Below are 14,347 nucleotides of genomic sequence, written 5' to 3'. Positions count from 1 at the left end.
GGGCGCCGGAGCGTGGACGGGCGAGAGCGGACGGGCCCATGGTGGCGCGGTCGTGTTTTCCCGATTTTCCCGCGCCCGGCTCCTGGGAACACCGCAGAGTGGACCCGGGCCCGGGTCCACTGGCTCCCGGTGGGCTACCAGTGGGACGCGGGCACACGGGGCCGGGCTGATTCGTTTCCCGGATGTCACACCGGCGTATGTTGCGCCGGTTGCGGACGGCACACGCCGGGGGATGACGCACATCAGCGGATGACACGCCAGATGACACGTACCAGTGGATGGCATACCAGTGGATGACACACATCAGTGAAGGCGGTTGCCATGACGAGTTCCGACAGTCGCCCCGCGACCGCGGACCCGCGACACGCGCTGTCGCCCAGGCCGCCCACCGCCGCGTGAGCGCGCCCAGTCGCGACCGGCGTCCGTCGGCGCGTCAGCCACCGGTGTCGCTGGCCGAGGCTGTGGGCGGTGTCCGGGGGGTGGTCGACGGAGCCGTTCCCACCGCCGCCTTCGTCGCTGTCAACTCCCAGGCGGGGCTGACCGCGGGCATCGTGGTCGCGATCGCCGTCGCTCTCGCCCTCGTGGTGCTGCGGCTGGTCCGGCGGGAGCCGGTCCAGCAGGCGTTCTCCGGTCTGTTCGCGGTCGGTGTGGCCGCTTTCGTCGCGTCCCGCACGCACAGCGCCGAAGGGTTCTTCCTGCCCAGCATCGCCAAGAACGCCGTGTTCGCGGCCGTCGGCCTGCTGTCGCTGCTGGTACGCCGTCCGCTCGCCGGCTATGTGATGGCGGCGTTGGATCCCCGCTACGCCAACTGGCGCCGGCATGCCGACACCCGGCGCGCCGCGGTATGGGCGACGGGCGTCTGGATCGCGGTCTTCGCCGTCCGTTTCGCCGTCCAGGGTCTGCTCTACCTCGCCGGTGAGTCCGGCTGGCTCGGCGCGGCCAACATCGCTCTGGGCCTGCCCCTGTTCGGCGTGGCGATCCTCGCGACCTTCGCCATCGTGCGACGGCTGGCGCCGCGCCAGCCCGCCGCGGACGACGACCCCGTGGCCGGCGACGGGCCGGTCGTCGAGGGAACGGTCCTCGACGGCCCCGGGAGATGATCGAAATCGGGGGTGCGGCCGAGGACGTGATCGAGCTCGAGATCGGGCCGGTGGCACACGGCGGGAGCTGTGTGGCCCGTGACAACGGCCGGGTGGTCTTCGTCCGCCATGCCCTGCCGGGCGAGCGGGTACGGGCCAGGCTGACCGACACCTCACACGACAGGTACTGGCGGGCGGACGCCGTCGAGGTGCTGCGCGCCGCGCCGGAGCGTGTCGTCCCACCGTGCCCGCACGCCGGGGCCGGGAAGTGCGGGGGATGCGACTGGCAGCACGCCTCCCTCGCCGCGCAGCGGCGGCTGAAGGCGGCGGTGGTCCGCGAGCAGCTGCGCCGGCTGGCCGGGCTGGACCGTCCCGTCGAGGTCGAGGCGGTGAACGCCTTACCACCCGCACCATCCGCGCCAACGCCGTCCACGCCAGCACCATCCGCGTTGCCGCCGGACGCGTTGCCGCCGGACGCGTTGCCACTGGACGCGCTGCCGCCGGACACGCGGTCGCCGGGTGAGGGCGAGGGCCTGGGCTGGCGGACCAGGATGCGGTACGCGCTGACCGGGCAGGGCGAGGTCGGACTGCGCGGTCACCGCTCGCACGAGATCGTTCCCGCCGCGGACTGCCTGATCGCCCACCCGCTGGTGCGCGCGGCGGTCGCCGGCCGAATCCTCCCGCCGCGCGCCGCCAGCGCCGCCGGTGACGCCAGCGCTGGCGGTGACGCCGGTGACTCAGACACGGCCGCCGGCAGAGCCGGCCCTCGTGCCAATCCGCGTGCCAACCCCCGCGTTGAACCCCGTACCGGTATCGAAGTTCAGGCCGAGTCCGTGGGTGAGATCTCCGTGGGTGAGATCGAGGTCGCCGCGAGTGTGTCGAGCGGCGCCGTCGTCATCACCAGGCTTCCGGGCACGTCCGCCGGTGCCGGAGCCGGTCCCGCCTCCGGCGTTCCGTCCGCCGCCGGCATCCCGTCCGCCGCTGGTGTCCCAGCCGCTGTCGGCGCTGACTCCGTTTCCGGCTCCGCCGCTGGTGTTTCCGGCTTCGATGCTGGCGTTCCGTCCGGTCCAGGAGCTGGTTCCGAAGCCGAGAGCGAGATCGTCGAGGTGGTGCGTGAGCGTCGGTTCCGGCTTGGCCCGGGGGTGTTCTGGCAGGTGCATCCCGGCGCGCCCGAGACGCTGGTGGACGCGGTGCTCACCGGCCTGGCACCTCGCGCCGGGGAGAGAGCGCTCGACCTGTACGCCGGCGCGGGCCTGTTCGCCGCCGCGCTCGCGGAAGCCGTCGGCCCGGACGGCACGGTCGTGGCGATGGAGTCGGATCCGGCGGCGGTGGCGTCGGCCGCGCGCAGCCTCGGCGACCTGCCGCAGGTGTCGCTGCGCGGCGTCCGGGTCTCGCCGGGCTCCCTGCGCGGGCTGGCCGGCACCGGCGCCGACATCGTGGTCCTCGACCCGCCCCGGGCGGGCGCCGGGYGGGCCGTGATGCTGGCGCTGCTGGCCCTGCGCCCGCGGGCTGTCGCGTACGTGTCCTGTGATCCGGCGTCCCTTGCGCGCGACCTTGCGGTGGCAGTTGCACAGGGCTATTCACTCGTCACGTTACGGGCTTTTGATCTCTTCCCGATGACCGCCCACGTGGAGTGTGTGGCGATCATGGTCGCCCCGGGTCACGGGAGCCGGTGACGGACGCGCCCGGGATGACGGCGAGCGGACACCCGGGTAACGGGTCCGTCAGCACCGGGACACGCCGGGGAAAAACAGGGCGTGCACGCTCCGGCGTAGCCGCGGATCAGGGTAAACGACGCATCGTAAGCGCTCGCTGCCCTGGTTGGGGCCCGTTTGGAACGTGCTCACATGTCCGCTCCGTGACCGTGAATGATCCCCTGACCTGCGTAGACTGAGCGCGTCCCGGGCCGGATCCCCTCACAAAGGGGGGAGGGAGTGCACGGAGAGGAAGTGCCAGTGTCGCTTCTGTCGACCGTTCGCAATCCGCACGATCTGAAAAAACTTGCAGCCGAGGATCTTCCCGCTCTGGCGGCGGAGATCCGCGACTTTCTCATCCACGCGGTGGCCCGTACCGGCGGTCATCTCGGGCCCAACCTCGGGGCCGTCGAGCTGACGCTGGCCATCCACCGGGTGTTCGACTCGCCGCACGACCGGATCCTGTGGGACACCGGCCACCAGTCGTACGTCCACAAGATCCTCACAGGCCGCGCGGACGACTTCGTGAACCTGCGTCAGCGCGGTGGCCTGTCCGGGTACCCCAGCCAGGCGGAGTCGCCGCACGACATCATCGAGAACTCCCACGCGTCCACGGCGCTGTCCTATGCCGACGGGCTGGCGCGGGCGTACGCGCTGCGCGGGGAGTCCCGCTCGGTCGTGGCGGTCGTCGGTGACGGCGCGCTGACCGGCGGCATGTGCTGGGAGGCATTGAACAACATCGCCGCGGCAGACCGTCCGGTGATCGTTGTTGTCAACGACAACGGGCGCTCCTACGCCCCGACGATCGGCGGGCTGGCCGACCATCTGGCCTCGCTGCGGCTGGCCCCCGAGTACGAGCAGGTCCTCGACGTCGTCAAGCAGGTCCTGGGCCGCACCCCGCTGGTCGGCCCGCCGCTGTACGACGCCCTGCACGGCATCAAGCGGGGCATCAAGGACGTCGTCCAGCCGCAGGGCATGTTCGAGGACCTCGGCCTGAAGTACGTCGGGCCGGTGGACGGGCACGACGTCCACGCGGTGGAGACCGCGCTGCGGCGCGCCCGCGACTTCGGCGGGCCCGTCATCGTCCACTGCGTCACCCGCAAGGGCTTCGGCTACCCGGCCGCCGAACAGGACGACGCCGACTGCTTCCACGCCGTCGGAGTGATCGACCCGAGTACCGGCAAGCCCACCGCGGCCGGCGGTGGCACCAGCTGGACGAGCGTCTTCGCCGACGAGATCGTCCAGATCGGCCACGAGCGGCCGGACGTGGTCACGCTCACCGCCGCCATGCTGCAGCCGGTCGGCCTGAAGAAGTTCGCCACCACCTTCCCGGACCGGGTGTTCGACGTGGGCATCGCCGAGCAGCACGCGGTGACCTCGGCCGCGGGCCTGGCCCTCGGCGGCATCAAGCCGGTGGTGTGCGTCTACGCGACGTTCCTCAACCGCGCGTTCGACCAGGTGCTGATGGACGTCGCCCTGCACCGGCTGCCGGTGACCTTCGTCCTGGACCGCGCCGGTGTCACCGGCGAGGACGGGCCGTCCCACAACGGCATGTGGGACATGTCCTTCCTCCAGCTCGTGCCCGGGCTGTCGCTGGCCGCGCCACGGGACGCCGCCACGCTGCGCGCCCATCTGCGGGAGGCGGTGGCGATCACCGACGGGCCGTCGGTGGTGCGGTTCTCCAAGGGCAAGATCAACGCGGACATCCCCGCGATCGACCGGGTCGGGACGGTCGACGTCCTCTACCGCTCGCCGGAGGTCACACCGACCCGGGAGGTGCTGCTGGTGGCCGTCGGCGCGATGGCGGCGACCTGCCTGCAGGTCGCCGAACGGGTCGCCAGCCACGGCATCGGGATCACCGTCGTCGACCCGCGGTGGGTCAAGCCGCTCGACCCGGTGCTCGTCGACCTGGCCCGGGCGCACTCGCTGGTGGTCACGGTCGAGGACAACGGCCGGGTCGGCGGGGTCGGCTCGACGCTCGCGCAGCTGCTGCGCGACGCCGACGTGGACGTTCCGCTGCGGGACTTCGGTATCCCACAGACCTTCCTCGACCAGGGCAAGCGTGACCAGGTCATGGCCGACATCGGCCTGTCCGCCCAGGAGCTCGCCCGTCGGATCGTCGAGCTGGCCGCCAGCCGCGCACCGGCCCTCACCACCGGCGAGGCCGAAGAGGAAACCCCCGCCGGCCAGCGCTGACCCCGGTCAACGGAAGCCGTAGGTGGAAACCGCTGTCGTGACAACGGTTTCCACCTACAACAGCGGAAGCTGTAGGTGAAAAGTGCTGTTGTAAGGACGGTTTTCACCTACAGCCTCGGCTGAATCCGGCGGGTCGGAGCCCCGATGGTGGCTGGCGGGGCCGACCACCACAACCAGCCACCACCCTCCCGCTGGCACCCGCCGGTCGGCGTGCCCGTCGGTGGCGGGTCGCGGCTCTTACCGGCAGGTCACCCTTGTCGTGTCGACGCCTGATGCGTCCCAGGAGATTTCGGCTGCCGGTAACCGTCGTTGCACCCGAAGAGCCTTGTTCACAGGTTCTGGTTTTGGGGCGACAACAGCACAGCCCGAGGTAACCGGCCTGAGTTCCGCTGGCCGGGATGGCGATGTTGTGAACAAGGCGCTGTAAGCTGAATGATCAGCATCAAAAAATGGTAGTCGTTTCCTGCCTTCTCGCGGATGCGGTGCGCTGTCCAGCCTCCCAGTAGTGGAGGACATGTCGCATTCGACTAACGAGAAGGCAGACGCGCGACCGAGAAGGCAGAGGCGCGGCCTGCTCGTGGAACGCACCCATAGTCACCCGGCTCACCTGGGCTCCCAGTAGATGGTGTTTGACGGGACCTTCCCCGCCGATGTGTCTACGTATTCGTAGACGGTGGTGTCCGGGACGTCGTAGCGGACGTCGTTGCACGTGGCGGAGCCGTTCGCGTCCGTTCGAGCTGTACAGGGCTCGCTGAAGACGTGTCCGTTGGCGAAGGGGTAGACCTCGTAGGTGGTGTTCGGCTGAAAACCGGTCATCGTCGCGTTGATCCAGGAGCAGTTCGGTTTTTCACATTTTGAACTGCTGGTGTCCGAGCCCCTGCTGATCACGATTGTTGGCGACGGTGGCATGCTGGAGGTCTCGGGCGCTGGAGCATCGGTGGGTGTTTGGCCGCTGGTGGTTGCGGCGGCAGCGGGAACGGTGTTCTTTTGTCCCGGTTTCGCGGTTGCGGTCGTGGGTGGAGAAGGCGGTGTTGACGTGGGGGTGGATTGTGGCGAGGGGGTCGGTGTTGGTATAGGAGCAGGTGCTGGCATGGGAACTGGCGTCGGGGGGACGGCATCCCTCCCGCGAAAATACTTCCACAGTATAACCGTCAAAAAAATCAAGCTGATCAATATCGCGATTGAAAAGATGAAAAAAGCGACCTTCTCGCGCCTCTAGGAATCCATTTATTGCGGAACCTTGGATTCTTGCCGGGCTTTTTGTGATAGTCGAATTGGTGTTATTGGTGGAATATTTCTGGATCCCTCTGTCAGGCGGTGGTGTCGGCTCCGGCGGCTTGGGTGGCTGTTCTTCGTCGGTCTTCTCGCCGGGGAAACTCACCGGCTGGCGTAGCGCCCGCCCGTTCGGGGGGAAAATCGGCTTGTCTTCTGGTTTCGCCCGGCCTCCACACACGGCATGCTGGGCCGCCTTCAACAGGACGGTCTGCGCTGCCGGCTCGTCTAGGGCGAACAGGTCGACCCCGGTCACCGTGTCCAACAATCCCGGCCGCTCACAGTCCTCCACCCGGACGGGCAGCAGTCGGCGCTGCTGCCCGTCCGGATCCGTTTTCCACGCGTACAGCCATTCGGCCCCATGCGCCGAGTGGCTGTACGCCGCGGAGAGCACCACGATCATCCGTCTGGCCCGGGCCACCCCGTCGTTCATCGCGGCGACCCAGTTCGACCCCGGGGGGGAGTCCCACGCCTGGACTAGCACCTGATAGTCCGCCTCTTCCAACGTCCAGGCGATCCACGCCGCCCACGCCAGGTCCGCCTGAGTGTGCGAGACGAAGAAATCCAAGCTGGCCGCCATGCCACCAGTCCCACCGGTCACCGGCCCGGCATTCCACTGTCACTCAGCGCGCCATCAAACAGGCAATTCGATCAGGCTGGGGCTGCCCGCCTGGGAAGTGGCGTAACGGAGGGGCGTTCAGGCGATTGCGCAGCTCGCGGCCTGTCTTCGGCGGATTACCTATGAAGATCGCTGGATATTCCAGAGGGGTTCCGTAGGGAGAACAAGGGGCTTTCGGTCAGATCTATGACACTGGATTGATGTTCCGGTGGGCTGGAAGTGGCGTGATCATGGTTCTTGTGTGCCGTTGGGAGGCGTGCGGGGCAGGGCTCTAGGCTGGGGTGATGCGGTGGATGCGGCCTGTCGACGTCCGCGGCCGTGGGACGGCGGGCCGCCTTCCCACGGAGCCGGGCCAGCAGCCGAGGCCGGGCCCTCATCCGGAGCCGGGCCGTCCCGCGGAGCTGGGATGTCCCACTGAGGCGGGGCTGCCCGCGGAGCCGCGCTGTCCCACTGAGGCGGGGCTGCCCGCGGAGCCGGGCCGTCTTGCTGGGGAGGGACAGCCCTCGGATGCTGGTCGGGGGCGGGACGTGCGGCGGCGGCTGGTGYGGGTGGCGCTGCTGGTGGCGGCGGGGTTGCTTGTCGTCGCTCTGGTCAGCCAGTGGAACGAGGTCCGCGCGTCGTTCGGGGAGCTGACCGCGTTCGGGCTGGTCGCCTCGGGGCTCACCACGGTGTTGGCGGTCGGGACGACCGTGTTGTCGTGGCGGGCGCTGCTGGCATCGCTCGGCGTGGGGCTGCCGCTGCGGGCCGCACTGCGGATCTTCTTCGTCGGGCAGGTCGGCAAGTACATCCCCGGCAGCGTGTGGCCGGTGCTGGCCCAGATGGAGCTGTCCCGGGACCACGGGGTACCCCGGCCGAAGGCCGCGTCCGCCAGTCTGATCGTGCTGGCGCTGGCGGTTCCCTGCGGCGGGGTGGCCGCCGCGGTGACCCTGCCGTTCGTGTCGGCGGGCGCGCTGCGTCACTATGGGCTGGTGCTGCTGGCCGTCCCGGTGTTCGCGGCTGTGCTGTATCCGCCGGTGCTCTCCGCGTTGCTGGCGTTCGCGTTCCGGCTGCTGCGCCGCCCACCGTTGGAACAGCAGCCCAGCGGACGCCATGTGCTGGCCGCCGCAGGCTGGCTGCTGGCGGGTTTCGTGCTCTTCGGCGTGGCGACCTGGTTGCTCGCCCGCGACCTCACGCCGTCGGTGCACGGCGTGCGTCTGCTGCTGCTGTCGGTGGGCGGATATTCCTTCGCCTGGACAGCCGGTTTTCTCGTGCTGGTGCTGCCGGCCGGTGCGGGTGTGCGCGAGGCGGTGCTCGTCCTCACCCTGGCGCCGGCGCTCGCGGCCGGGCCGGCGACCGTCCTCGCGCTGATCATCCGTCTGTTCGCGACCGTGGCCGACCTGGTGTGGGCGGGCGTCGGCATGGCTCTGCGCCCCGCCCCCACCGGCACGCCCACCGAGCGGAGCGCGCAGGCCGCACAGGCGGACGCGATACTCTCACCCCCCGCGCCGAGCCATACATCCTCGGTCAGGTAGTCGACGTCGAAAAGCCGACCGGCATCTGCCGCACCCGTCTCCGTCACTGTTTCCGCCAGCCCTACCAGCCCTACCAGCCCTGCCAGCGACCGGGGTGACCGAAGAACGTCCGACGGTGTTTTTCACGCCGGGCTCCGACGGGCGGGCACGTTTCCCCGCCCCCACGGCTTTCCCCGCCCCACGGCCGGATCGTCCATACGGCGTCGGACGCGGTTTTACTGTGAGAATCTTGTTTCACTGTGAGCGTTCTACTGTGAGAACAGTCCGGCCAGCCGCTCGAGGGACTTCTCGATACCTGCCCTGTTCTTCCGGAGGAAGGGGCTGACATCGATGAGCCACGGGATGCGCGCGGTGGACCAGTCGAAGGTTTCGGTGACCTCCGTGCGCCCGTCGGGCAGCGGCGTCAGCAGCCAGCGCCAGCGGTGCCCGAAGAAGTGCCGCCAGGTGATCAGGCGGTTCTCCTCGAACTCCACCACCGTGTTCTCGATCCGGTAGGGCACACCCATTCTCATGTCCATCCCGAACTTCGACCCGAGCGTCAGCCGCCTCGCGCCTCCGGGACGCACCGCACGTACCGTTCCCGAGCCGTCGATCACGGGATGCTGGGCCGGGTCGGCGAGAAGCCCGAAGATCTGCTCCGCGGTGGCGGGGATCGTCCTCGTCGCCGCAATCTCGCGTACCGCCATGCGCGCCACCTCCACAACCTCCGGTCGCAGGCTTCTCCGTGTCCGACGGACGGATGGTTTCCATGTACTGGACGCCCGGGCACGGCGGCAACAGCGATCGACAGTCGGACGACGACTCTCCGCAGCGTCGACGTTCACCGGTCACCGACGGCTACCGAACGCCCGGCTCGGCCCATGATGGACGAAAACCGGCCGATCGGCCCCGAGTTCCCAGACCGTTACTTACGGGTCGTCCGCGTGGGTGGGCCGCCCTCCCGCCAGAAGTCGATGACGAGCTCCTCGTCGCCGACGCCGATCGTCGCGAGTTCGGTGACGTCGACCCTGAACAGGGCGAACGGCTCCGGTACGGGGATCTCCGCGGACGCGGCCCAGGCCGCCCGGTAGGCGTCGAGGCTTTCCTGATCGGTCACCGCCAGCGCCCGGCCGGTGATTTTCGCGTCGCCGTCGGCGACGTTCTTGTCCGTTGTCGCGTTGTGCAGGGCGCATCGCGGATCCCGCGACAGGTCGATCGCCTTGCGTGAGTCGGGCATCATGCCCAGCCACAGCTCGCCGAGGGCGAACAGCGGTTCGATCCCGCTCACCCGGGGCGAGCCGTCGCGCCGGAGAGTCGCGAGGATCGCCAGCCCGTACGCCTCGAACCGCCCCCGGACCGCCACTGCCAGCCGCGGGGCCGCGGCCTCCACCTCACTCCAGTTCGCCATGCCGGCCATGCTCCCAGCCACCACCGACAGTTCCACCCGGCCTACGGTTCCCGCGATTGCGTTACGCCTTCAGCGGATCTACCCATCGGACGCCGGGGAAGCGGGCGAAGTCGGCGTCACTGGAGCACAGTTGCGCACCGTGCTCGATGGCGAGGGCCGCGAGGTGCGCGTCAGACGTGAGGTTCCCGGCTGTTCCCAGCGGCTCGAGAAGCTGGCGGAGTACCGCCGCATGGCGTTCGGTGGGATGCACCACCACGGCACACGGCCTGCTGAGCCAGCCGTCGACGATGTCGAGAATCTCCTCCGGGCGGAACGGATTACGAAAGATCGTGGCGCGTGTCGTCAACCGGATGACCCCGAGAAGCACCGGCCAGGCGAACGCCACGGTCTCGGTGCCGGACAGTATGTCCTCAAGCCAGGCCTGTGACGGCTTGTGTCTCGGTGAGGTGTCGTCCAGCGCATATATCAGCAGGTTGACGTCGGGTAGCTTCACTTGCGTAGTTCAAGCTTACTGATGATCTCGGCGTCCTCGAGTTCGGAACTGAGTCGCAGGGCCTTGTCGAGGTCGACGTCGGGCCGTAGCCCGAGCGATCGACTGGGTACTCGGTAAGGAGGCACATCCTGGCGCCGGCCTGCTGCCAGGCCGGCGCGTACAAGTGTGTTCAGCGCTTCTTTGAACGACAGCCCTCGTTCACGGACGATTTTCTGAAGGGCTACTGCCACATCCGGGTCGAGAGTCACCGTCGTCCGCACTGAAGCATCATAGCATCAGGCGCTTGCTGTCATGATGACAGAAGGCCGGGGCGGGTCAGGGCCGKGGCGAAGGGGTCAGGACAGGGTGGCCACGCCGGGTGGGGTGAAGCGGCGGCCGGTGATCTTCTCGCTGATGCCGGTGCGGTCCAGGTAGGGGGTGATGCCGCCGAGGTGGAACGGCCAGCCCGCGCCGAKCAGCAGGCACAGGTCGACATCGGCGGCCTCGGCGACCACGCCCTCGTCGAGCAGGGCGCGGATCTCCTCGGCGAGTGCGGCCAGAGACGCCTCCCGCACCTGTTCGCCGGTCAGCACCGGGGTGTCACCGCTGGCCGCGGACCTGATGAGCTCGGCGGCCTCGGGGTCGACCTGCTGGCCGTCGGGGCCCCACGTGTAGACGCTGGTCTTGCCGGCGGCCACCAGCCGGCCCAGGCCCTCGGTGCCGGGGAAGCGCTCCGGGTAGGCGGCGTGCAGGATCTCGGCGACGTGCAGGGCGACGGCGGGGCCGACCAGCCCGAGCAGCACCAGCGGTGACATGGGCAGGCCCAGCGGCTCGAGGGCCTGGTCGGCATCCTCCACCGGGGTGCCGTTGTCGATGGCAGCCAGCACCTCGCCCATGAACCGGGTGAGCAGGCGGTTGACGACGAACGCGGGCGTGTCCGCGGTGAGCACCGCGTTCTTCCGCAGCTTCTTCGCGACCGCGAGCGTCGTCGCGATCGCCGCGTCGTCGGTCTGCCGGCCACGCACCGCCTCGACCAGCGGCATGATCGCCACCGGGTTGAAGAAGTGCAGCCCCGCGACCCGCTGCGGATGCCTCAGCACGGACGCCATGTCGCTGACCGACAGCGCCGAGGTGTTGGTCAGCAGCAGGGTGTCGGGGGAGACGACCGCCTCCAGTTCGGTGAACACCCGCTGTTTGACCGCCAGATCCTCGAAGACGGCCTCGATGACCAGGTCGGCGTCGGCGTAAACGTCCTTGGTCAGCGAGCCGGTCACGGCGCCGTGCAGCCGGGACGCCTTGTCCGGGGAGATCCGCTTCCTGGTCAGCAGGTTGTCGATCTCCTGGTGGACGGTGGCGAGGCCGGCGTCGAGGCGGGCCTGGTCGATGTCGGTCAGCACCACCGGCACCTCCAGGCGCTGCGCGAACAGCAGCGCGAGCTGGCTGGCCATCAGCCCGGCACCGACCACGCCGACCTTGGTCACCGGCCGGGCCAGGGACGCGTCCGGCCCGCCGGCCGGGCGTTTCGCCCGCTTCTGCACCAGGTCGAAGGCGTAGAGGCTGGCGGCCAGCTCCTCGCTGACGGCGAGGTCGGCCAGCGCCTCGGTCTCGGCCGCGTAGCCGGTGTCCCGGTCGGCGGTCTCGGCGAGCGCGAGCAGGTCCAGTGCCCGGTAGGCGGCCGGGGCGGCGCCGTGCAGCTTGGCGTCGGCCAGCGCCCGGCCGCGGGCGACCGCGTCCGCCCAGACCTGGCCGCGCCGCACCGGCGCCCGTGCCGCCGCCGGGTCGATCTCGCCGCGGATGACGCGGGCGGCCCAGCGCAGCGCCTCCTCGAGGAAGTCCGCCGGCTCGAGCAGCACGTCCGCGAGGCCGAGGGCGAACGCCTGCGCGGCGCGCAGCATCCTGTTCTGGTTCAGCGGGTTCTCGATGGCGATGGTGACCGCGCGGTCCGCACCGACGAGGTTGGGCAGCAGCTGGGTCCCGCCCCAGCCGGGCACCAGGCCGAGGAAGACCTCTGGCAGCGCCAGCGCTGTGACGTCCGATGACAACGCACGGTAGTCACAGTGCAGCGCCACTTCCAGGCCGCCGCCCATGGCCGCGCCGTTGACCAGCGCGAACGTGGGGACCTTGCGGCCGCCAAAGCGTCCCTCACCGATCCGTCGCAACGCCGCGTGGCCGAGTTCGCCGATCGCGTGGATGCCGGCCCGGGCCGCCTCCGGGTCGCGCAGCGACGACCGGAAGGCCAGGTCGGCGCCGACGCTGAAGATGAACGGCTTGCCGGTGACGGCGATCGCCGACACGGCCGGGGTGTGCGCCTCGATCTCGTCGGCGGCGGCGAGCAGGCTGCGCAGGCCGGCCGGCCCAAAGGTCGACGGGCGGGTGTGGTCCAGGCCGTTGTCCAGGGTGACCAACGCGAGCGGCCCGGCCACGCCCGGCAGGGCCACGTAGCGGACGTGGGCCTGGGTCACCACCTCGCCGGGGAAGTCGAGGGCGGTGGCCGGGGTCCCGCTCATCGGGCTCCTCCTGTCCGTCCGGGCGTCCGCGCGGCGGTGCTGGCGGCGTTGGCGGCAGCGCTGGCGGCGTTGGCGCTGCTCCTGCCGTTGGTAGCGCCGGCGTCACCGGTGAAGTGCGGGTTCTCCCAGATGGTGGTCGCGCCCATGCCGAAGCCCACGCACATGGCGGTCAGTCCGTAGCGGACGTCGGGACGGTCGGCGAACTGGCGCGCGAGCTGGGTCATCAGCCGGACGCCGCTGGAGGCCAGCGGGTGCCCCAGCGCGATCGCCCCGCCGAAGGGGTTCACCCGCGGGTCGTCGTCGGCGATCCCGAAGTGGTCGAGGAAGGCGAGCACCTGGACGGCGAACGCCTCGTTGAGCTCGAACAGCCCGATGTCGTCGATGGACAGGCCGGTGCGGGCCAGCGCCTTCTCGGTGGAGGGGATCGGGCCGAGGCCCATCACGTGCGGCTCGACGCCGGCGAAACCGAACCCGGCCAGCCGCATCTTCGCGGTGAGCCCGAGTTCTTCGACGACATCCCCGGCGGCGAGGATGCAGCCGGTGGCGCCGTCGTTGATGCCGGCGGCGTTGCCCGCGGTCACCCGGCCGTGCGGCCGGAACGGCGTCTTCAGGCCGGCCAGCCCTGCCAGGGTGGTGTCGGGGCGGGGCGGTTCGTCGGTGGTGACGAGTTCCCAGCCGCTTTCGGTGTGGCGGGCGGCGACCGGGGCGAGGTCGGGCTGGATCAGCCCGTCGGCGTACGCCTTGGCGACCTTCCGCTGGGAAGCCAGCGCGTAGGCGTCCGCCCGCTCCTTGGTGATCGTCGGATAGCGGTCGTGCACGTTCTCCGCGGTCTGGCCCATGACCAGCGCGGAGGTGTCGATGAGCTTCTCGGAGACGAAGCGCGGGTTGGGGTCGGCGCCCTCGCCCATGGGGTGGCGGCCCATGTGCTCCACGCCGCCGGCGATCGCGACGTCGTAGGCTCCGACGGCGATCGCGGACGCGGTGGTGGTGACGGCGGTGACCGCGCCGGCGCACATCCGGTCGATGGCGTAGCCGGGCACGGACTGCGGCAGCCCGGCGAGGATGCCCGCCACCCGGCCGATGGTCAGGCCCTGGTCGCCGGTCTGGGTGGTCGCGGCGATCGCCACGTCGTCGATCCGTTCCGCCGGCAGAGCCGGGTTGCGCCGCAGCAGCTCACGGATGACCTTGACGATCAGGTCGTCCGCTCGTGTCTCGGAGTAGACCCCCTTGGCCTTGCCGAAGGGGGTTCGGACGCCGTCGACGAACACGACGTCGCGGACGGAGTCCCTGGCAGATTGGAACACTGTGCCTCCTGACCGGGGAGACCCGGCAGGTCGCTATCGAAACCGGTCCGGTCACGTTCGCGGAGCGCATGTGACGGACGGCGATCTACCGGGAGGACGGTACCGGTGCCGGCGTGACCGCCGACACGGTCAGCCTACGGCAGAAGGTTACCCATGGGTAACCCCATTCGGCCTCGATCCCGGTTCGACACCGACGCCGGCCTGGCACCAGCCCCGGCCTGGCGCCGATCATGATTCGACACCGGCCCTGACCAGGCCGGCGACGGCGATGGCTCGACGGCGATGGCTCGACAGAGCAGCCCGACA

At 70.0% G+C, this 14,347-nt stretch carries 12 protein-coding genes; 4 read left to right on the top strand and 8 right to left on the bottom strand.

Features of this window, described 5'->3' with window-relative positions:
* Positions 1-278: 278 nt before the first annotated feature.
* The 3 genes from BL254_RS05700 to dxs all read left to right on the top strand — a co-directional run bounded on the left by BL254_RS05700 (position 279) and on the right by dxs (position 4,969).
* Complete coding sequence (locus tag BL254_RS05700) at positions 279-1,100, top strand: DUF3159 domain-containing protein (RefSeq protein WP_083730869.1); 822 nt, start codon at positions 279-281, stop codon at positions 1,098-1,100.
* Positions 1,097-2,755: a class I SAM-dependent RNA methyltransferase gene (locus BL254_RS05695; protein ID WP_076842717.1), complete on the top strand. Its 1,659-nt coding sequence runs from the start codon at positions 1,097-1,099 to the stop codon at positions 2,753-2,755. The genes BL254_RS05700 and BL254_RS05695 overlap by 4 nt, the downstream gene beginning before the upstream one ends.
* 279 nt (positions 2,756-3,034) lie before the next feature.
* Positions 3,035-4,969, top strand: a complete 1,935-nt coding sequence (dxs, locus tag BL254_RS05690; RefSeq protein WP_047222619.1) for a 1-deoxy-D-xylulose-5-phosphate synthase — start codon at positions 3,035-3,037, stop codon at positions 4,967-4,969.
* 603 nt (positions 4,970-5,572) lie between these two features.
* Here the strand turns inward: dxs and BL254_RS26850 are convergent.
* A complete protein-coding gene (locus BL254_RS26850; protein WP_047222618.1) occupies positions 5,573-5,785 on the bottom strand; it encodes a hypothetical protein in 213 nt (70 codons plus the stop codon).
* Between the two features lie 31 nt (positions 5,786-5,816).
* Positions 5,817-6,821 carry a toll/interleukin-1 receptor domain-containing protein gene (locus tag BL254_RS27600; protein ID WP_076842716.1) on the bottom strand — a complete coding sequence of 335 codons (1,005 nt, stop codon included), beginning with the start codon at positions 6,819-6,821 and terminating at the stop codon, positions 5,817-5,819.
* Positions 6,822-7,408: 587 nt separating this feature from the next.
* Here BL254_RS27600 and BL254_RS05675 point away from each other — a divergent pair.
* Positions 7,409-8,371: a lysylphosphatidylglycerol synthase domain-containing protein gene (locus tag BL254_RS05675; RefSeq protein ID WP_052914504.1), complete on the top strand. Its 963-nt coding sequence runs from the start codon at positions 7,409-7,411 to the stop codon at positions 8,369-8,371.
* Between the two features lie 248 nt (positions 8,372-8,619).
* Here BL254_RS05675 and BL254_RS05670 read toward each other — a convergent pair whose 3' ends face one another.
* From BL254_RS05670 to BL254_RS05645, 6 genes are all read right to left on the bottom strand, one after another.
* Positions 8,620-9,057 (bottom strand): SRPBCC family protein, encoded by a 438-nt coding sequence (locus tag BL254_RS05670; protein ID WP_047222652.1) that lies wholly within the window; start codon positions 9,055-9,057, stop codon positions 8,620-8,622.
* Positions 9,058-9,275: 218 nt separating this feature from the next.
* Positions 9,276-9,758, bottom strand: coding sequence for a pyridoxamine 5'-phosphate oxidase family protein (locus tag BL254_RS05665; RefSeq protein WP_086055343.1), 483 nt, complete (start codon positions 9,756-9,758; stop codon positions 9,276-9,278).
* A gap of 61 nt (positions 9,759-9,819) precedes the next feature.
* The gene (locus BL254_RS05660; RefSeq protein WP_047222616.1) at positions 9,820-10,251 is read right to left on the bottom strand and encodes a type II toxin-antitoxin system VapC family toxin; all 432 of its coding nucleotides are present in this window, start codon (positions 10,249-10,251) and stop codon (positions 9,820-9,822) included.
* Positions 10,248-10,499: a hypothetical protein gene (locus BL254_RS25755; RefSeq protein ID WP_217699235.1), complete on the bottom strand. Its 252-nt coding sequence runs from the start codon at positions 10,497-10,499 to the stop codon at positions 10,248-10,250. Before BL254_RS25755 ends, BL254_RS05660 begins: the two co-directional genes overlap by 4 nt.
* A gap of 87 nt (positions 10,500-10,586) precedes the next feature.
* Positions 10,587-12,737 (bottom strand): 3-hydroxyacyl-CoA dehydrogenase NAD-binding domain-containing protein, encoded by a 2,151-nt coding sequence (locus BL254_RS05650; RefSeq protein WP_076842714.1) that lies wholly within the window; start codon positions 12,735-12,737, stop codon positions 10,587-10,589.
* Positions 12,734-14,041, bottom strand: coding sequence for a thiolase family protein (locus BL254_RS05645; protein ID WP_047222614.1), 1,308 nt, complete (start codon positions 14,039-14,041; stop codon positions 12,734-12,736). The genes BL254_RS05650 and BL254_RS05645 overlap by 4 nt, the downstream gene beginning before the upstream one ends.
* Between the last annotated feature and the right edge of the window lie 306 nt (positions 14,042-14,347).

The organism is Protofrankia sp. BMG5.30 (genome assembly GCF_001983005.1).
Taxonomy (GTDB): domain Bacteria; phylum Actinomycetota; class Actinomycetes; order Frankiales; family Frankiaceae; genus Protofrankia; species Protofrankia coriariae.
The sequence above is the reverse complement of the archived record's forward strand: the minus strand, read 5'-3'. Positions and strand labels throughout refer to the sequence as shown.

Coding starts and splice junctions, on each gene's coding strand:
- BL254_RS05665 (WP_086055343.1), bottom strand. CDS start 9,758: ATGGCGAACTGGAGTGAGGTGGAGGCCGCGGCCCCGCGGCTGGCAGTG.
- BL254_RS05670 (WP_047222652.1), bottom strand. CDS start 9,057: ATGGCGGTACGCGAGATTGCGGCGACGAGGACGATCCCCGCCACCGCG.
- BL254_RS26850 (WP_047222618.1), bottom strand. CDS start 5,785: ATGACCGGTTTTCAGCCGAACACCACCTACGAGGTCTACCCCTTCGCC.
- BL254_RS27600 (WP_076842716.1), bottom strand. CDS start 6,821: ATGGCGGCCAGCTTGGATTTCTTCGTCTCGCACACTCAGGCGGACCTG.
- BL254_RS05700 (WP_083730869.1), top strand. CDS start 279: ATGGCATACCAGTGGATGACACACATCAGTGAAGGCGGTTGCCATGAC.